Raw genomic sequence first — 18,237 nt, forward strand, 5'->3', positions numbered from 1 at the left:
CAAAGGGCGTCCCTGGGGTGCCCTGCGGAGCAGCACAAGGGGAGGAGACGGGATGACACCGGATTCACTACGGGCCGCGCTGCGGGGCGTACCCGATCCCGATTGGCTGGACGAGGCGCTGCGCCGGGTCGCGGCCGAGCCCACAGCGATCAGCCGGCTCTTCCCGGCCGCCGGCCGGCGCTGCGGCCGGGCCGCACTGCCCGACGCGCCCGGCTGGACCGCCGACGACGCGGCCCGGGTGCTGCTGCTCACCGCCCTGCCCGGCGAGCATGCCGCCTACGCCGACACCCTCTATCAGCACGGCGACGCGGCCGAGCGGCGGGCCGTGCTGCGGGCCCTGCCGCTGCTGCCGCTCGGCGCCGAGGGCGTGTCGCTGCTGCACGACGCGATCCGCACCAACGACACCCGGCTGGTCGCCGCGGCGCTCGGCCCCTACGCCCGGCACCTCGACCCGGCCGCCTGGCGGCAGGCGGTGCTCAAGTGCGTGTTCAGCGGCGTGCCGCTGGCCGCGGTCGCCGACCTGGACAGCCGCGCCGACGGGGAACTCGCCGCGATGCTTGCCGCGCTCGCCGCCGAGCGGCACGCCGCCGGCCGGGAGTTGCCCGCCGACGCCACCGACCTGCTCGACCGGCTCACCGCGCACAGCGGCGGGGCCGGCACCGTCGACCGGCCCACCCCCACGGAGGCGTGATGCGTATCTTCGACCCCCACATCCACATGACCTCGCGCACCACTGACGACTACGAACGGATGGCCGCCGCAGGCGTCCGCGCGGTGGTGGAGCCGGCGTTCTGGATGGGTCAGCCGCGCACAAGCGTCGCCTCGTTCGTCGACTACTTCGACTCGCTCATCGGTTGGGAGCCGTTCCGGGCCGGGCAGTTCGGGGTGCGGCACCACGCCACGATCGCGCTCAACCCGAAGGAGGCAAACGACAGGCGCTGCCGGCCGGTGCTCGACCTGCTGCCCCGCTACCTCGACAAGGACGCGGTGGTGGCGGTCGGCGAGATCGGGTACGACTCGATGACGCCGGAGGAGGACGAGGCGTTCGCCGCGCAGCTCGCCCTCGCTGTGGCGCACGACCTGCCGGCGCTTGTGCACACCCCGCACCGGGACAAGGCGCGCGGCGTCGAGCGGACCCTCGCCGTCGTCGCCGAATCCGGCATCGGCGCGGGGCGGGTGGTCGTCGACCACCTCAACGAGGTGACAGTCAAGCTGGTCCGGGACACCGGCTGCTGGCTGGGCTTCTCGATCTACCCGGACACCAAGATGACAGCGCTGCGGATGGTCGAGCTGCTGCGCGAGTACGGCACGGAACGGATGCTCGTCAACTCGGCGGCCGACTGGGGTCGCTCGGATCCGCTGCTCACACGCGCTACAGGCGAGGCGATGCTGGCCGCCGGGTTCGGTGACGACGACGTCGACCGGGTGCTGTGGCGCAACCCTGTGGAGTTCTACGGGCAGTCCGGTCGGCTCGACGTGAGCGACGTGGAGGACCCCGCCGCGGTGGACCCGCAGACCGGCAACTCGATCCTGCGCGGCGGCAGCTGATGCGGCTGCGACACACCGGCGGCGAGACCATCCACCTCGGCTACTGCACTAACGTGCACCCCGCCGAGGACCTCGCCGGCATCCTCGGTCAACTGGACACCTACGCCGTGCCGGTCCGCGTGGCCCTCGGCAGCGACCTGTTGGGGCTCGGCCTGTGGCTGGCCGCCCCGGTCGCCGCCGAGCTGGCCGCCGACCCGGCGCTGCGCCGCCGGCTGCGCGCCGAGTTGGACGCGCGCGGGCTGGAGGTGGTCACCCTCAACGGCTTCCCGTACGCGGCCTTCCAGGCACCGGTTGTCAAACACGACGTGTACCACCCCGACTGGACCACCGAGCAGCGGCTGACGTACACAGTGGATTTGGCCCGGGTGCTCGCCGACCTGCTGCCCGACGATGCCGCGCGGGGCTCGATCTCCACACTGCCGTTGGCCTGGCGGCAGCCGTGGGACACCGCACGGGCCGACGCCGCGCGGCACCGGCTGGACCAGCTCGCCGCCGGGCTGGCCGCCGTGCAACGCGACACCGGCCGCGAGGTGCGGGTCGCCTTTGAGCCGGAACCTGGCTGCGTGGTGGAGAGCACCGGACAGGCCGCCGCGATACTGTCCAGCATGGACACTGAGCGGCTGGGTATCTGCCTGGACCTCGCCCACCTCGCCTGCGCGTGGGAAGACCCGACGGCGGCACTGGACCGGCTGCGCTCGGCCGGGCTGCCGGTGGTGAAGGTGCAGGTCTCGGCGGCCGTCGAAGCGGCCGACCCGGCAGCTGACGCCGAGGCGCTGCGCCGCTGGGTGGAGCCGCGCTTCCTGCACCAGACCCGGGGCGCCGGTTGCGTGGGCGCGGCTGACCCTGCCGACCCGGCGTACGCCGCCGATGACCTCGACGCGGCGCTGGACGCGGCGCTGCCCGGCCCGTGGCGGGTGCACTACCACGTACCCCTGCACGCCCCACCCGAGCAACCGCTCGGCTCGACCCTGCCCGTGCTTCGCGCGGCCCTGGCAGCGCTCTTCGACGGCCCGGTCGCCGGCTGCGACCACCTCGACGTCGAGACGTACACCTGGGGGGTGTTGCCGGCGGCGCGGCGGCCCGGCAGCGACGCGGAGCTGGCCTCCGGCATCGCCGCCGAGTTGGCCTTCGCCCGAGACGAACTTGTCGAGCTGGGTCTGACCGTGGATCAGGCCGTGACTGCGGAGGTGACGCGATGAGCAGGCGACTTGTGGTCCTCGACGTGGTCGGGCTGACCCCCCGACTGCTGGCGCACATGCCCCGGCTGCGCGGTGTCGCCGACGGTGGCTTCCGGGCCGAGCTGGGCACCGTGCTGCCCGCGGTGACCTGCTCGGTGCAGTCCACATTCCTCACCGGCGAACCGCCCAGCGGGCACGGGATCGTCGGCAACGGGTGGTATTTCCGGGAGCTGGGCGAGGTGTTCCTGTGGCGGCAGCACAACGCGCTTGTCGGCGGGGACAAGCTCTGGCAGGCGGCCCGTCGGGCCGAGCCGGGCTATACCGTGGCCAACGTCTGCTGGTGGTACGCCATGGGCGCGGACGTCGACTGGACCGTCACCCCACGGCCCGTCTACTACGCCGACGGCCGCAAGGAACCGGACTGCTACACCGACCCGCCGGAGCTGCACGACGCGCTGACCGGGCGGCTGGGCACCTTCCCGCTGTTTACCTACTGGGGGCCGACGGCCGGGCTGCCCTCGTCGCGGTGGATCTGCCAGGCGGCCGAGCAGATCCTCGCCGACGTGTCACCCGACCTCACACTCGTCTACGTCCCGCACCTCGACTACGACCTGCAACGGTTCGGCCCGTCGTCCGCCCAGGCGGCCGCCGCGGCGGCCGAGCTGGACGCGGTGCTCGGGCCGCTGCTGGACGCCGCCCGCGACCGGGACGCCACTGTTGTGGTGCTGTCGGAGTACGGCATCACCGACGTGTCCCGGCCGGTGGACGTCAACCGGCTGCTGCGCGCCGAGGGGCTGCTGCGGGTCCACACGCAGGCCGGCATGGAATACCTCGACCCGTGGACGTCGAAGGCGTTCGCGGTCGCCGACCACCAGGTCGCGCACGTCTACGTAAAGGATCCGGCCGACGTGCCGGCGGTGGCGAAACTCTGCGCCGGGCTGCCCGGTGTGGCCGAGGTGCTCGACGCGGACGGAAAGGCCGCGTACGGGCTTGACCATCCGCGCGCCGGTGAGTTGGTGCTGGTGGCCGAGCCGGATTCGTGGTTCACCTACTACTACTGGCTCGACGACGCCCGTGCGCCGGACTTCGCCCGGCTGGTCGAGATCCACCGCAAACCCGGGTACGACCCGGCGGAGCTGTTCTTCGACCCGGCCGCGCCGCTCGCCGCCAAGCGCCGGGCCGGGGTGGCCCTGGCCCGCAAGAAGCTCGGCATGCGCTACCTGATGAACGCCGTCGGTCTGGACGCCGGCGCGCGTGCGGTACGCGGCTCACACGGCCGCCTGCCCACCGATCCGGCGGACGCCCCGGTGCTGCTCTGCTCCGACCCGGCGGCAGCCCGGGGCCGGATCGAGGCCACCGAGGTCAAGGCGCTGCTGCTGGAACTCGCCGGGCTGAGCACCGGCGACGGGCAAGCGGAGCGGCCGGGGGAGGGGTCGTGACGGTCACTGTGACCCCTACCGACGCGAGTGGGCTGCGGGCGCGCTTCGACGCGGAGTTGGCCGCGTTTCTCGACAGGCAGGGCCTGGACTGGCCGGACGGCGCGCCGCGTGGGGTGTTCACCGCGCTGCAACGGTTCGTGCTGGCCGGCGGGAAACGGCTGCGCCCGCTCTTCTGCTACTGGGGTTGGCGTGGCGCGGGGGCGGCCGACGGCGGCCCGATCGTGGTGGCCGCGGCGGCGCTTGAGCTGTTCCACGCGTTCGCGCTGATCCACGACGACATCCTGGACGGCAGCGACCGTCGCCGGGGGGAGCCGTCGGTGCACCGCCTCTTCGCCGACCTGCACGCCCGCTCGTCCTGGCGTGGCGACCCCGAGGCGTACGGGCGCAACACCGCGCTGCTCTGCGGGGATCTCTGCGCGGCGTGGTCGGATCAGATGTTCCACGAGTGCGGCCTGGACACCGAGCAGGTGCACAGGGGGTACGGCGTGTTCGCGTTGATGCGGACCGAGGTGATCGCGGGGGAGTACCTGGATTTGGTGTCCGGGGTGGGCGACGGCTCGGTGGCCAGCGCGCTCACCGTGATCCGAATGAAGGCCGCCCGGTACACGGTGACCCGGCCACTGCAGATCGGCGCGGCCCTGGCCGGTGCGGGGCCGGAGCTGATCGCCGCGTTGGGCGAGTTCGGCGACCCGCTGGGCGACGCGTTCCAGCTGCGCGACGACGTGCTCGGTGTCTTCGGTGATCCGGCGGTCACCGGCAAGTCGGTCCTGGACGACCTGCGTGAGGGCAAGCCGACGGTGATGATGGCGTTGGCGCGCAGCGCCGCCGACCGGTCGCAGACGGCCCGACTGCGGGAGCTGTTCGGCAACCCCTCCCTGGACGCCGACGGCGCGGCGGAGCTGCGCGAGATCATCGAGGCGACGGGTGCGCGGGAGCGGATCGAGCAGATGATCCGGGTCCGGACGGAGGCGGCGCTGAGCGCGCTGCGTAACGCGGTGCTGACCGAGGAGGCCCGGGCGGCGCTTGTCGCGCTTGCCGGGCAGGCGATCGATCGCCGCGCCTGACCAGTCACCTTTTGATCAGATCGACGAAAGTTGATGGTGGATCGCCGGAAGCTATGGACACATCGACACTTGCAACTTAGTGTCGTGCCCAACACGGCATTGTTTCGTCGATGTGAACCGGTGGCGCGGTAACCCATCGACCCCACCCCCACCGCTACGGCATCCGGCGCGACGGCGCGCGCCCGGCCTGGCAGTCACTCGTCAGGAAGGGACAGCAGATGTCCATGAAGGACGCCCTCACACATCGGTCCCGACGATGGTTCTCCACCGGCTCGACACTGCTCCTGGTGGCCGCGGCCGGCACCGTCGCGCTCGGCGCCGGTCCGGCCGCGCTCGGCGGCCCCACCCCGGCCCAGGCACACACGATCAACGCCACCGACTTCCAGCAGGTCGAGCTGGCCCGCGGTGTCGCCGACATGGGCGAGCCGATGTCGCTGGCCGTGCTGCCGGACCGCTCCGTCCTGCACACCGCCCGCAACGGCACACTGCGCCGCACCGACGCGGGCGGCACCACCACAGTGATCGGGACCCTCGCGGTCTACAACCACGACGAGGAGGGGTTGCAGGGCGTCGGGGTCGACCCGAACTTCGCCAGCAACCGGCAGATCTTCCTCTACTACGCCCCGCCGCTGTCCACCCCCACCGGCGACGCGCCCGCCACCGGCACCAGCTGGTCGGCATGGCAGGGCGTCAACCGGCTCTCCCGGTTCACACTCAACACCGACTTCACGCTCAACCAGGCCAGCAAGGTCGACGTGCTCGACGTACCCGCCGACCGCGGCCTGTGCTGCCACGTCGGCGGCGACATCGACTTCGACGCCGCCGGCAACCTCTACCTGTCCACGGGTGACGACACCAACCCCTTCGAATCCGCCGGCTACTCGCCGCTTGACGAGCGGACCAACCGCAACCCGGGGTACGACGCCCAGCGCAGCGCCGGCAACACCAACGACCTGCGCGGCAAGATCCTGCGGATCAAGGTGAACGCCAACGGGACGTACTCCATCCCGTCGGGCAACCTGTTCGCACCCGGCACGGCCAGGACCCGGCCGGAGATCTACGCCATGGGGTTCCGCAACCCGTTCCGGATCAGCGTCGACAAGGCCACAGGCGTCGTCTACGTCGGTGACTACGGGCCGGACGCCGGCTCCACAAGCTCCACACGAGGGCCGTCGGGGCAGGTGGAGTTCAACCGGGTCGCCGCGCCTGGCAACTACGGCTGGCCGTACTGCACCGGCACCAACACCACAACCGAGACGTACAACGAGTGGGACTTCGCCAGCAACACCAGCGGGGCGAAGTACAACTGCACAGGCGGGCCGACCAACAACTCGTTCCGCAACACCGGCCTCGCCACCCTGCCGCCCGCCCAACCGGCCTGGATCCGGTACGCCGGCGACGCCGGCACCCCCACCGAGTTCGGCGGCGGCTCCGAGTCGCCGATGGGCGGCCCGGTCTACCGCTACAACGCCTCGTCGACCTCCACCACGAAGTTCCCGCAGTCGTTCGACGGGCAGTTCTTCGCCACCGAGTTCGGCCGGGGCTGGATCAAGCCCATCCACGTCAACGCCGACGGCTCCCGGGGCACCATCGATACCTTCCCGTGGGTCGGCAAGCAGGTGATGGACTCGGCGTTCGGCCCGGACGGCGCCTATTACGTGCTCGACTACGGCACCGGCTACTTCAACGGTGACGCCAACTCGGCGCTCTACCGCTTCGACTACGTCGGTGGCGGCAACCGGGCACCCACCGCCTCGGCCAGCGCCAACAAGACCTCCGGCGCGGCGCCACTGACAGTGGTGTTCTCCTCGGCCGGCTCGTCCGACCCCGAGGGTGGGACGCTCACCTACTCGTGGGCCTTCGGCGACGGCACCACCTCCACGGCGGCGAACCCGACGAAGACCTACAGCGCCAACGGCACCTACACCGCCACGCTTACCGTGCGGGACCCGCAGGGCGCCACAGGCAGCAGCAGCGTGCAGATCAGCGTCGGCAACACCGCGCCCACGGTGACCATCAACAACCCCGGCAACGGGCAGCTGTTCAGCTTCGGTGACACGGTCTCCTACAGCATCACGGTCACCGACCCGGAGGACGGCACCATCGACTGCACGAAGGTCAAGATGACCTACGTGCTCGGGCACGACCAGCACGGGCACCAGATCACCTCGAAGACCGGCTGCTCCGGCACGATCACCATCCCTGTCGACGGTGAGCACGACGACGCGGCGAACATCTTCGCGATCTTCGACGCCGAGTACACCGACGCCGGGGGTCTGACCACGCACACCCAGCACACGCTGCCGCCCCGTCACCGGCAGGCCGAGTTCTTCGGCACCTCCTCCGGGGTCAACGTGTTCAGCAAGACCCCGGCCGAGGGCGGCAAGACCGTCGGCGACATCAACAACGGCGACTGGATCGCGTTCCAGCCCTACCGGCTGGGCAACGTGACAGCGTTCAACGCCCGGGTTTCCTCGGCGGGCGCCGGCGGCACCCTCCAGGTCCGCGCGGGCTCGGCAACCGGCACGGTCCTCGGCTCGGCCACCGTGCCGGTGACCGGCGGCTGGGAAACCTTCACCACTGTCACCGGGACGATCACCAACCCGCCGACCGCCACCACCACGCTCTACCTGACGTTCGCGGGGACGGGCACCGGGGCGCTCTACGACGTGGACGCCTTCAGCCTCGTCACCGGCACACCCTCCACGGGCGGGACCGGCCCGATCAAGGGCCTGGCCGGCAAGTGCCTTGACGTGCGCAACGCGGCCACCGCCGACGGTACGCAGGTCCAGATCTACACCTGCAACGGCAGTGCGGCGCAGACGTGGACGGTGACGCCGAACTCGACGATCAAGGCGTTCGGCAAGTGCCTCGACATCTCCGGGGCCGCCACCGCCGACGGCACCAAGATCCAGCTCTGGACCTGCAACGGCACTGGCGCGCAGAACTGGTCCGCCCAGGCCGACGGCACGGTACGCAACCCGGCGTCGGGCAAGTGCCTGGACGTCTCCGGCAACAACTCGGCAGACAGCACCCCCGTGCACCTGTGGACCTGCAACGCCGCCGCGAACCAAAAGTGGACCCTGCCCTGAGTTGACAGGAGGGGCACCTTGTTAACGCCTAGTGTTGTACAAGGGGCCCCTCCTAACAGTCTTTAGGAGAGCGACATGCGCAGACTCCTGCGACCCATCCTCGGCGCGGCCACCGCCGTCCTCGCCGTCATCGCCTGCACAGCCCCGGCCAGCCCGGCCAGCGCCGCCGACGCCCCGTACGACGTGCTGGTGTTCTCCAAGACCGCCGGCTTCCGCCACGACGCGATCCCGGTAGGCATCCAGACCATCCGTGACCTGGGCGCGGCGAACAACTTCACAGTCACCGCCACCGAGGACGCCGCCGCGTTCACCACCGGCAACCTCGCCCAGTACGAGGCTGTCGTCTTCCTCAACACCACGGGCGACGTGCTCAACGCCAGCCAGCAGACGGCCTTCGAGTCGTACATCGGCTCCGGTCGCGGGTACGTGGGCGTGCACGCCGCCGCCGACACCGAGTACGACTGGCCGTTCTACGGCAACCTGGTCGGCGCGTGGTTCGCCTCGCATCCGGCCATCCAGCAGGCAAACGTCAAGGTGGAGGATCGCGGGCACGCGGCGACCGGGCACCTGCCGCAGACCTGGACCCGCACCGACGAGTGGTACAACTACCGGACCAACGCCCGGTCCACCGCCCACGTGCTGGCGACGCTCGACGAGTCGTCGTACTCCGGTGGCGGGATGGGTGCCGACCACCCGCACTCCTGGTGCAAGAGCTACAGCGGCGGCCGGTCCTTCTACACCGGCGGTGGGCACACCCAGGCGTCGTACGCCGAGCCCGCGTTCCGCAACCACCTGCTCGGCGGCATCCGGTACGCGGCCGGTCGCAGCAAGGCCGACTGCCGGCCGGAGACCGGCTACACCCCGTTGTTCAACGGTTCGACGGCCGGCTGGTCCCAGGCGGGGCCGGGCAGCTTCACCAACTCCGACGCCACCCTCACGTCGGTGGGTGGCATGGGGCTGTACTGGTACAACGCCAAGCAGTTCACCAACTACTCGCTGAAGCTGGACTGGAAGCTCGCCGGTGACGACAACTCCGGCGTGTTCATCGGCTTCCCGCCGTCCAGTGACCCGTGGTCGGCGGTGGACAACGGCTACGAGATCCAGATCGACGCCACCGACGCGGCCGACCGCACCACCGGGTCGGTCTACACCTTCAAGTCCGCGGACCTGGCGGCTCGCGACGCGGCGCTCAACGCGCCGGGGGAGTGGAACACCTACGAGCTGCTGGTCGAGGGCGAGCGGCTGCAGATCTTCCTCAACGGGGTGAAGATCAACGACTTCACCAACACCAATCCGGTACGGTCGCTGGCCGGCCACATCGGCATCCAGAACCACGGCACCGGCGACGACGCCTCGTTCCGCAACATCCGGATCAAGGAGTTGGGCACCACGCCCCCGCCGACGGGTAACACCACGGTCCAGGCCGAGGCGTTCAGCTCGGCGAACGGCGTCTCCGCGTTCGCCAAGGCCGGCGCCAACGGCGGTCAGACCATCGGTTACATCGACCCGGGCGACTGGGCCGCGTACAACGGCGTGGACCTGACCGGCGTCACCTCGTTCACGTCCCGGGTCGTCTCCGGCGGCGCCGGCGGCACCATCCAGGTGCGTACCGGCTCGGCCACCGGCCCGGTGCTCGGCTCGGTGACGGTGCCGAACACCGGCAGTTGGACGACGTTCGCCAACGTCACCACCAACCTGTCCGGGGTTCCGTCCGGCACCCAGAACCTCTACCTCACGTTCGGTGGCAGTGGCACGGGGCTCTTCGACGTGGACGACTTCACACTCGTCAAGGGCGGCGGCACCGGCACTCCCGGCGTCGGCCCGATCAAGGGTCTGGCCGGTAAGTGCCTGGACGTGCGCAACGCCGCCACCGCCGACGGTACGCAGATCCAGCTCTACACCTGCAACGGCAGTACGGCGCAGAACTGGACGGTGACGGCGAACTCGACGATCAAGGCGTTGGGCAAGTGCCTCGACGTCTCCGGTGGCGCCTCGGCCGACGGCACCAAGATCCAGCTCTGGACCTGCAACGGCACCGGCGCGCAGAACTGGTCCGCCCAATCCAACGGCAGTCTCCGCAACCCGACGTCCGGCAAGTGCCTGGACGTCAGCGGAAACAACTCCGCAGACAGCACCCCAGTCCACCTCTGGACCTGCAACGGAGCAGCAAACCAAAGGTGGACCCTGCCCTAACCCCCGGACACCCCGTCGATCTTGCAGTTGCTGTCGGGATTGTTGCCGCAATTCCGGACGTTCCGGCGACACAAAGTGCAAGATCGGCGGGGTTGGGGGCAGGGCGCTCACAGGCTTCTGCCGTACCTTGACCTGCATGAGGCGTTTCGCGCGGTGGCGCCGGATGGTGCGGGCGCACGGGCACCGGCTGCTGCACGGGGCCGAGGAGCCTGATCCGGCGACCGGGCCGGCGCCGAGCCTGAATCGCCTCGACGCCCTCATGGAGGGTTTCGCCGCAGGTCAGCCGGTGCGCTGGAAGCTGGCCGGCCAACCCCGGCCGCTGCCGGGCCCGGTCGACGTCGTGGCGTACCGGATCATCGAAGAATCGCTTACCAACGCGTGCCGTTACGCTCCCGGCGCGCCCGTCGCGGTCCGCCTGCGCTACGACCCCGAGGGCATCACCATCGAGGTACGCGACGAGGGCGTTGGTGTCGCGCCGTCCGGCGGCGCCACCCAGGGTGCCGGGCGAGGTCTGCTCGGGGTTCGCCGTCGTGCCGAGCGGCTCGGCGGTACGTTCTCCGCCGGCCCGTGCGTCGGTGGTGGCTTCGTCGTGCGGGCCGTCCTGCCCGCGCCGGAGGAAATGGTCGGATGATGACCCGGCCGCGGGGCTTTCGCGATGGGGTACGGCGGAAATAGGCTGGGGGCGGCGACCGTGACGGTGGCCGGTGACCCGGTGGGAGGCGCAACCCGCCGGGTTCAGGTGCGCTCGGCACCCACCGGTGTTCCGCCTCGACGCCGCGCACCGGTCTGACCGGTCACCCTCGCCTCGGTCCGCATGACGGAATCCCCATCACAACAGGGGAGAAGGACAATGGCGCGACCCATCACGCTCTTCACCGGCCAGTGGGCCGACCTTCCGTTCGAGGAGGTCTGCCGGCTCGCCTCCGAGTGGGGCTACGACGGTCTGGAGATCGCCTGCTGGGGCGACCACTTCGAGGTCGACAAGGCGCTCGCCGACGACTCGTACGTCGATCGCAAGCGGGAGACGCTCGCGAAGCACAACCTTCAGGTCTTCACGATCTCCAACCACCTTGTCGGTCAGGCGGTCTGTGACCACCCGATCGACGAGCGGCACCAGGACATCCTGCCCGGCCGGATCTGGGGCGACGGTGAGCCGGAGGGGGTCCGCCAGCGGGCCGCCGAGGAGATCAAGGACACCGCGCGGGCGGCGGCGAAGCTCGGCGTGAACACGGTGGTCGGCTTCACCGGCTCGTCGATCTGGCACACGCTGGCGATGTTCCCGCCGGTGCCGCCGTCGATGATCGAGCGCGGCTACCAGGACTTCGCCGACCGGTGGAACCCGATCCTCGACGTGTTCGACGAGGTCGGGGTGCGGTTCGCACACGAGGTGCACCCCAGCGAGATCGCGTACGACTACTGGACGACGAAGCGGACGTTGGAGGCGATCGGCAACCGGCCCGCGTTCGGGCTGAACTGGGACCCGTCGCACTTCGTCTGGCAGGAGCTGGACCCGGTGAACTTCATCTTCGACTTCGCCGACCGGATCTACCACGTCGACTGCAAGGACGCGAAGGTGCGTACCGGCGACGGCCGGCGCGGCCGGCTCGCCTCCCACCTGCCCTGGGCGGATCTGCGTCGTGGCTGGGACTTCGTCTCCACCGGGCACGGCGACGTGCCCTGGGAGGACTGCTTCCGGGCGTTGAACGCGATCGGCTACACCGGCCCGATCTCCGTCGAGTGGGAGGACGCCGGAATGGACCGCCTGGTGGGTGCTCCGGAGGCGTTGCAGTTCGTCCGGCGGCTCGCCTTCGATGCCCCGAGCGCGGCCTTCGACGCGGCGTTCAGCAGCAAGGACTGACCGGCAGGTACGGCTGAGCGCGCTGACGCGCGGTCAGCCGTACCTGCGGACAGACCACGGGCCGGTCGCCCTGCGGCGACCGGCCCGTCGACGTGCTGTTGGTCAGAGCGTGCTGCCGTTGGTGCCCGAGCCGGACGGCTTGCGGGGGGTCGTGGCCGACGGCGACCCGGAGGTCGTGCCGACCGTGCTGCTGGTGCCCGACGAGCCGGAGCCCGCCTTGGCGCCCACAGTGGCGGGCGTGCCGGCGAACGCGTCGTCGGCGGCGGTCAGCTCGTTGCTGCCGTTGCCCAGCTTCTCGCCCAGCTTGGTCTGGCCGAGCTTGTCCTTGCCCTCGCTGTAGAGCTTGTTGGCCTGAGCCTGCGCCACCCCGGCCGCCTCCTGGACGGTCGGGTGGTCGAGCACCTTGCGGCCCCGGACCACGAGCTCTTCGTACTTCTCCCGGCCGGCACGGGCGCCCAGGACGAATCCCGCAGCCAGCCCGCCAAGAAACATGATCTTTCCGCGCATGGCGGCTCCTTCCGTACCTGACGCGCCGTCGCCCCGGAGGGTTGCCCCGTCGGGGCGAGCAGTTCGCGCCTGCGTCCTCTGTCCGCAGCTAACTACCCATCCTGCTCCCCGCTCACGCCTGCTTGTGTCGGGATGGCGATTTGCCCCGATTGCGCGAGAGTCGTGTCGCCCGGCCTGCCGGATCTGATCATGGCGAGCGAGGGTGCAACCCACTGGACCATCACCGGGGTATGTCCTGTACTCTTGTCCCGTCGCACGGCACCGGCTAGATCCGGGTCCGAGCGGTGCACGATCCCCTGTAGCTCAATTGGCAGAGCAGCCGGCTGTTAACCGGCAGGTTATTGGTTCGAGTCCAATCGGGGGAGCTTCGCTTCACCCAACGCCCGTCGGCCCAGTGCCGACGGGCGTTCTTGCGTCTCCCGCGTCTTCCGCTGGCGCCGCACCGGCGCCGCACCGGCCACAGAGCCGACGACGGTGCGGGGCGTGGTGCCGGATGGGATGGGGGGTTTGGCCATCTTTGGGCACGTTTGAGCGGCAGGATGGTCGATGTCGACCCAGGCGTCCCGCTGCGTCGATTGATGCGTCGATGGGATGGGTGCGGATGTCCGGACGAGGAGGCTTCGGCCGGGCCACGCTGATCGCGGTGGCCGTCGTACTGGCCTGGCTGGTGATCGGTGGCGTGGCCGGGCCGTACGCCGGGCGGCTGAGTGAGGTCTCCACAAACGACAACGCCGCCTTCCTGCCCACCGACGCCGAGGCGACCCGCGCACAGGATCTCGCGGCCGGATTCGTCGACCGCGAGACCGTCCCGGCGCTTGTCGTCTACGAGCGAACCTCGGGCATCACCGACGCGGACCGGCAGCGGGTGAGCGCCGACGTCGCCCGGTTCGCCCAGGTGCCCGGCGTGGTCAGCCCGCTGCCCCCGCCGATCCCCAGCGAGGACGGCCAGGCGCTACAGGTCGTCGTGCCTGTAGACGACGCCGAGGGCGAGGAGATCGGCTCGGTCGTCGAGCGGTTGCGCGACATCGCCGGCGGGGACCGGGACGGGCTCAGCGTGAACGTCGCCGGCCCGGCCGGCCTGCTCGCCGACCTGATCGAGGTCTTCTCCGCCATCGACGGGCCACTGCTGCTTGTCACCCTCGTGGTGGTGCTGATCATCCTGCTGGTCGTCTACCGCAGCCCGGTGCTCTGGATCTTTCCGCTGCTGGCCGCAGGCATGTCGTACGCCCTCGCGTCGGTATTCGTCTACCTGCTCGCCGACGCCGACATCGTCAAACTCAACGGGCAGGCGCAGGGCATCCTCACCGTGCTGGTCTTCGGCGCCGGCACCGACTACGCGCTGCTGCTGATCGCCCGCTACCGCGAGGAGTTGCACCGCCACCACAGCGCCTGGGACGCCATGCGCACGGCGTGGAAGGGTGCCGCGCCGGCCATCATCGCCTCCGGCGGCACTGTCATCGTCAGCCTGCTCTGCCTGCTGCTGTCCAGCCTCAACTCCAACCGCGCACTCGGCCCGGTCGCCGCCATCGGCATCGCCGCGACCCTGCTGGTGATGCTCACCTTCCTGCCCGCGCTGCTGGTGCTCGGCGGCCGTTGGGCGTTCTGGCCCCGCCGGCCGCAGGAGGACCAGGCCGACCCGCGCGCCGAGCACGGCATCTGGAGCCGCATCGCCGGCTTCGTGGCCCGGCATGCCCGACCGATCTGGCTGAGCACCGCCGTCGTGCTGGCCGTCCTCACGCTCGGCCTCACCCAGTTGGGCGCCACCACCCTCGGCCAGTCCGACCTGTTCACCCAGCGCACCGACTCGGTGGACGGTCAGGAGGTCATCTCCCGGCACTACCCGGCCGGCACCGGCAGCCCGGCCACCATCTTCACCACGGAGCAGACCGCCCGGCAGGTGGCCCAGGTGGCGCAGAGTGTGCCAGGCGTCGCGTCAGTCCGCCCGCTTACCAGCGGCTCGCAGACCGGCCCACCCGACCCGAACGCCGCGCCGAAGGTCGTCGACGGGCGGGTGGAGTTGGAGGCGACGCTCGCCGACGAGCCGGACAGCGACGGCGCCGAGCGGACCATCCGCGACCTGCGTGTCGCAGTACACCAGGTGCCCGGCGCGGACGCGGTGGTCGGCGGCTTCACAGCGATCAACGTGGACACCTCGGACGCCGCCGAGCGCGACCAGAGCGTCATCATCCCCGTGGTGCTGGTGGTCATCGCTGTCATCCTGGCACTGCTGCTCCGCGCACTGCTCGCCCCGCTGCTGCTGATCGCCACCGTACTGCTCAGCTTCGGGGCGACCCTCGGCCTCTGCGCGCTGCTGTTCCGCCACGTCTTCGACTTTCCCGGCGTCGACTCGTCGTTTCCGCTGTTCGCGTTCGTCTTCCTGGTCGCCCTCGGCATCGACTACAACATCTTCCTGATGAGCCGGGTCCGCGAGGAGTCGGTCAAGCGCGGCACCCGGGCCGGTGTGCTCGCCGGCCTCGCCGTCACCGGCGGTGTGATCACCTCCGCAGGGATCGTGCTCGCCGCGACGTTCTCCGCCCTGGCCGTCCTGCCCCTGGTGGTGCTCGTCGAGCTGGGCACCGCTGTCGCGGTCGGCGTACTCATCGACACGATCGTGGTCCGGTCGCTGCTGGTGCCCGCGCTCGCGTACGACATCGGGCCGAAAATCTGGTGGCCGGGCCGGTTGTCCCGGGCGAACGGTGAGCGGGAGGCGCGCGATGCCGGCTGAAACCGACGTGGTCATCGTCGGCGGCGGCCTCGCCGGCCTCGCCGCCGCCCGCCGGCTGCACCGCGCCGGTGTGCCCTGGCGGCTGCTGGAGGCCGCAGGCCGGCTCGGCGGCCGGGTCGCCACCGACGTGGTCGACGGCTACCTGATCGATCGCGGCTTCCAGGTGCTCAACACCGCCTACCCGAGGCTCGGCACGCTGCTCGACACCGAGCGGCTGAACCTCGGCTACTTCACCTCCGGGGTGCTGGTGCGCAAGGGCGACGACCTGCTGCGGCTTGTCAACCCGGTGCGCGAACCGACCGGCGGGCCACGCACCGCTCTGGCCGGCATCGGTTCGCTGCTCGACCGGGTGCGGTTCGCCGCGCTCGCCACCGGCTGCGCCACACTGCCCGTATCCAGGCTGCTCGCCGCGCCGGAAACCACCACCGAGACGGCGCTGCGCCGGGCCGGCCTCTCCGACGCGATCATCGAGGAGTTGCTGCGGCCGTTCCTGTCAGGTGTGTTCATCGACCGCGAGTTGGCGACCTCCAGCCACGTGCTGGCGATGGTGCTGCGCTCGTTCGCCCGCGGCCGGATCGGCGTGCCCGCCGAGGGGATGGCCGCGCTGCCCCGGGCCGTCGCCGACCCGCTGCCGGCCGACCTGCTCGACCTGGACACCCCTGTCGCGCAGGTCGCGCCCCGCCTGGTCCGCACCCAGACCGGCGAGATCCACTGCCGGGCCGTCGTGGTCGCCGTCGACCCGCCCGCCGCGGCCGCGCTGCTGCCGGCCCTGGCGAGGGTACGCATGCACAGCTACACCACCTACTACCACAGCGCACCCGAGCCGCCGCTGGCCGAACCGATCCTGCTCGTCGACGGCGACCGACGGGAGATCGTCGCCAACACGGCAGTGCTCAGCAACGCCGCACCGACCTACGCGCCGGCTGGCCGCCATCTCGTCGCCACCTCCGTGGTCGGCCCGACCGCACCGCCCGAGCCGACCATCCGGGCCGAGTTGACCCGGCTGTACGGTCGATCCACAGCCGACTGGACCCACCTCACCACCGTGGCAGTCCCGGACGCGCTGCCCGCCGCGCCGCCACCACAGGGGCGACTGCGTAAACCGGTAGCGCTGGGGGAGGGCCTGTTCGTGGCCGGTGACCACCGGGACAGCCCGTCCATCCAGGGTGCGCTCGCCAGCGGGTGGCGCGCCGCCGGGGCGGTCCTGGAGGAGCTGCGCGCGATGTAGCCCGCGCTGGAGGACCGGGAAAGCGGGACGCTTGATCACCGCTGCTGCGTGTTCGCCGCCGACAGGGAAGTGGTTCTGGGGCGTCATCGCTGTCGGCCGGCTGCCCACTGTTATCCTCGCGTTGCCCATCGTGCTGCTCAAGCGACGGCGGCGGTGATGAGGTAGGGCCGGATCGCTGCTGGCCTATGATCCACCGAGCGGGATAAGATCCGGCGCGGTGTCAGGGGCGGTAGCTCAGCCGGTTAGAGCAGGGGACTCATAATCCCTCGGTCGCGGGTTCGAGTCCCGCCCGCCCCACCAGCCGTTTTCCCTGGTCAGCCATGCTGTCGATGACCCGGGCGGACCGCATCGAGGTCCGGACCGACGCTCTCCGCTCCTTCACCCCTGATGTTGTTGATCCACTCCGATGCACGCCAGGACTGTGGTCGACGCCGCCCGACACCGACGGACGGGCTGACCAGGAGCGCCATGTCCCGACCAGCCAGCCGCGATCTTCTTCTAAACCCTAGGCCGCTTCCGATCCCGGCGAATGAGCAGCACGAACACAGCAGCACTGACCAATGACATTGCCGCCATAAGAAGCCCGCTTGATTGCTTGTCCGCCGGACCGGCGAGGATGGCTACAGCGAGCACGCCGGTGATGATCGAAATGACTGCTGACATTCCCCGGTTAACCAGACGATGATGTCGGCGGTCGGTCTCAATCATTGCCGCGCGCTCAGCTTCGCTTCGATCGGCCACCCCGAAGCGTGACGGGTAACCCATCAAGAAGAGAACCCCGAGCCCTGAGACGATGACAATGGCCACAAGGATCGACTTCAGCACGGCGGTGAATTCCATCGTTGACCAACGTACTGGAGATAGAAGCCAGGGGGAACGGCACAGTGGCCAGTTCAGGCGGCCTCCGGCGGCAACCCGTAAGCGGCTGCCTCCTGACCTCAGCCTGACCCAGCCGCGCCGCCACGGCCGTCCCTCGATGAACGACAGCCGCGACTTTAGTGGCGAGGCGAGCCAGGTGCCCGTGGATACCGGACGGTCCTACCGATCAGAAGGTAGCTGTACAGCCATCCGTACAGCCAAGACCGCCGACCAACGCCGACCCTGCCCGACAGCTGCGGACGGGCCGACCAGGCAGACAGCCAGGCCACCAGCCATCCGCGATCTTCTTCTAACTCCCAGGCCGCAGCGTCACGTGGTTCGGTGGGAACGGAACAAGCGGACGTTCAGCCGCGCAAGGGCTCCAAGGCCTGCCAAGGTGAAGAGCAGACCCCAACCGTCGACTGCCGCTCCTAAACTGAGAAGGCCGAGCGCGACCCCCAGCCCGATGCAGTAATACCCGTAGTCCGTGACGGAGTGAAAGCGTCGCGTTTCGCGCCTCGGCGCCCGCCCCGTGATGAGCACCGCA

13 protein-coding genes and 2 tRNA genes are annotated in these 18,237 nt (G+C 70.4%); 13 read left to right on the forward strand and 2 right to left on the reverse strand.

Annotation, left to right across the window (positions count from 1 at the left end):
• Positions 1 to 52: 52 nt before the first annotated feature.
• The 9 genes from ACFY2Q_RS08785 to ACFY2Q_RS08825 all read left to right on the forward strand — a co-directional run bounded on the left by ACFY2Q_RS08785 (position 53) and on the right by ACFY2Q_RS08825 (position 12,372).
• Positions 53 to 691, forward strand: coding sequence for an EboA domain-containing protein (locus ACFY2Q_RS08785; protein WP_387128591.1), 639 nt, complete (start codon positions 53 to 55; stop codon positions 689 to 691).
• Positions 691 to 1,548: a TatD family hydrolase gene (locus ACFY2Q_RS08790; RefSeq protein ID WP_387128592.1), complete on the forward strand. Its 858-nt coding sequence runs from the start codon at positions 691 to 693 to the stop codon at positions 1,546 to 1,548. Before ACFY2Q_RS08785 ends, ACFY2Q_RS08790 begins: the two co-directional genes overlap by 1 nt.
• Positions 1,548 to 2,747: a metabolite traffic protein EboE gene (eboE, locus tag ACFY2Q_RS08795; protein WP_387128593.1), complete on the forward strand. Its 1,200-nt coding sequence runs from the start codon at positions 1,548 to 1,550 to the stop codon at positions 2,745 to 2,747. Before ACFY2Q_RS08790 ends, eboE begins: the two co-directional genes overlap by 1 nt.
• Entirely contained in the window at positions 2,744 to 4,165 is a 1,422-nt protein-coding gene (locus ACFY2Q_RS08800; protein WP_387128594.1) for an alkaline phosphatase family protein, read from the forward strand. The genes eboE and ACFY2Q_RS08800 overlap by 4 nt, the downstream gene beginning before the upstream one ends.
• Positions 4,162 to 5,229, forward strand: a complete 1,068-nt coding sequence (locus tag ACFY2Q_RS08805; protein ID WP_387128595.1) for a polyprenyl synthetase family protein — start codon at positions 4,162 to 4,164, stop codon at positions 5,227 to 5,229. Before ACFY2Q_RS08800 ends, ACFY2Q_RS08805 begins: the two co-directional genes overlap by 4 nt.
• A 218-nt stretch (positions 5,230 to 5,447) precedes the next feature.
• On the forward strand, positions 5,448 to 8,321 hold the full coding sequence (locus tag ACFY2Q_RS08810; protein ID WP_387128596.1) for a PQQ-dependent sugar dehydrogenase: 2,874 nt from the start codon (positions 5,448 to 5,450) through the stop codon (positions 8,319 to 8,321).
• Positions 8,322 to 8,396: 75 nt separating this feature from the next.
• Positions 8,397 to 10,514 (forward strand): ThuA domain-containing protein, encoded by a 2,118-nt coding sequence (locus tag ACFY2Q_RS08815; protein WP_387128597.1) that lies wholly within the window; start codon positions 8,397 to 8,399, stop codon positions 10,512 to 10,514.
• 136 nt (positions 10,515 to 10,650) lie between these two features.
• A complete protein-coding gene (locus ACFY2Q_RS08820; protein ID WP_387128598.1) occupies positions 10,651 to 11,145 on the forward strand; it encodes a sensor histidine kinase in 495 nt (164 codons plus the stop codon).
• Between the two features lie 219 nt (positions 11,146 to 11,364).
• A complete protein-coding gene (locus ACFY2Q_RS08825; RefSeq protein ID WP_387128599.1) occupies positions 11,365 to 12,372 on the forward strand; it encodes a sugar phosphate isomerase/epimerase family protein in 1,008 nt (335 codons plus the stop codon).
• Positions 12,373 to 12,474: 102 nt separating this feature from the next.
• On the opposite strand, the gene ACFY2Q_RS08830 is transcribed toward ACFY2Q_RS08825, so the two are convergent.
• Positions 12,475 to 12,879 carry a hypothetical protein gene (locus ACFY2Q_RS08830; protein ID WP_387128600.1) on the reverse strand — a complete coding sequence of 135 codons (405 nt, stop codon included), beginning with the start codon at positions 12,877 to 12,879 and terminating at the stop codon, positions 12,475 to 12,477.
• Between the two features lie 292 nt (positions 12,880 to 13,171).
• On the opposite strand from ACFY2Q_RS08830, the gene ACFY2Q_RS08835 reads away from it, so the two are divergent.
• The 4 genes from ACFY2Q_RS08835 (at position 13,172) to ACFY2Q_RS08850 (ending at position 17,132) form a co-directional block, all read left to right on the forward strand.
• Positions 13,172 to 13,244 (forward strand) — tRNA-Asn (locus ACFY2Q_RS08835).
• A gap of 236 nt (positions 13,245 to 13,480) precedes the next feature.
• Complete coding sequence (locus tag ACFY2Q_RS08840; protein WP_387128601.1) at positions 13,481 to 15,604, forward strand: MMPL family transporter; 2,124 nt, start codon at positions 13,481 to 13,483, stop codon at positions 15,602 to 15,604.
• Positions 15,594 to 16,832: an FAD-dependent oxidoreductase gene (locus ACFY2Q_RS08845; protein WP_387128602.1), complete on the forward strand. Its 1,239-nt coding sequence runs from the start codon at positions 15,594 to 15,596 to the stop codon at positions 16,830 to 16,832. The genes ACFY2Q_RS08840 and ACFY2Q_RS08845 overlap by 11 nt, the downstream gene beginning before the upstream one ends.
• Before the next feature lie 223 nt (positions 16,833 to 17,055).
• Positions 17,056 to 17,132 (forward strand) — tRNA-Ile (locus ACFY2Q_RS08850).
• Between the two features lie 198 nt (positions 17,133 to 17,330).
• Here the strand turns inward: ACFY2Q_RS08850 and ACFY2Q_RS08855 are convergent.
• Positions 17,331 to 17,672, reverse strand: coding sequence for a hypothetical protein (locus tag ACFY2Q_RS08855; RefSeq protein WP_387128603.1), 342 nt, complete (start codon positions 17,670 to 17,672; stop codon positions 17,331 to 17,333).
• Positions 17,673 to 18,237 lie beyond the last annotated feature (565 nt).

This window comes from Micromonospora sp. NPDC000316 (assembly GCF_042898885.1).
Lineage (GTDB): Bacteria > Actinomycetota > Actinomycetes > Mycobacteriales > Micromonosporaceae > Micromonospora.

What these genes read in the sequence shown, in the direction of transcription:
- ACFY2Q_RS08785 (WP_387128591.1), top strand. Translation starts at nt 53, where the DNA reads ATGACACCGGATTCACTACGGGCCGCGCTGCGGGGCGTACCCGATCCC.
- ACFY2Q_RS08790 (WP_387128592.1), top strand. Translation starts at nt 691, where the DNA reads ATGCGTATCTTCGACCCCCACATCCACATGACCTCGCGCACCACTGAC.
- eboE (WP_387128593.1), top strand. Translation starts at nt 1,548, where the DNA reads ATGCGGCTGCGACACACCGGCGGCGAGACCATCCACCTCGGCTACTGC.
- ACFY2Q_RS08800 (WP_387128594.1), top strand. Translation starts at nt 2,744, where the DNA reads ATGAGCAGGCGACTTGTGGTCCTCGACGTGGTCGGGCTGACCCCCCGA.
- ACFY2Q_RS08810 (WP_387128596.1), top strand. Translation starts at nt 5,448, where the DNA reads ATGTCCATGAAGGACGCCCTCACACATCGGTCCCGACGATGGTTCTCC.
- ACFY2Q_RS08815 (WP_387128597.1), top strand. Translation starts at nt 8,397, where the DNA reads ATGCGCAGACTCCTGCGACCCATCCTCGGCGCGGCCACCGCCGTCCTC.
- ACFY2Q_RS08820 (WP_387128598.1), top strand. Translation starts at nt 10,651, where the DNA reads ATGAGGCGTTTCGCGCGGTGGCGCCGGATGGTGCGGGCGCACGGGCAC.
- ACFY2Q_RS08825 (WP_387128599.1), top strand. Translation starts at nt 11,365, where the DNA reads ATGGCGCGACCCATCACGCTCTTCACCGGCCAGTGGGCCGACCTTCCG.
- ACFY2Q_RS08830 (WP_387128600.1), bottom strand. Translation starts at nt 12,879, where the DNA reads ATGCGCGGAAAGATCATGTTTCTTGGCGGGCTGGCTGCGGGATTCGTC.
- ACFY2Q_RS08840 (WP_387128601.1), top strand. Translation starts at nt 13,481, where the DNA reads ATGTCCGGACGAGGAGGCTTCGGCCGGGCCACGCTGATCGCGGTGGCC.
- ACFY2Q_RS08845 (WP_387128602.1), top strand. Translation starts at nt 15,594, where the DNA reads ATGCCGGCTGAAACCGACGTGGTCATCGTCGGCGGCGGCCTCGCCGGC.
- ACFY2Q_RS08855 (WP_387128603.1), bottom strand. Translation starts at nt 17,672, where the DNA reads ATGGAATTCACCGCCGTGCTGAAGTCGATCCTTGTGGCCATTGTCATC.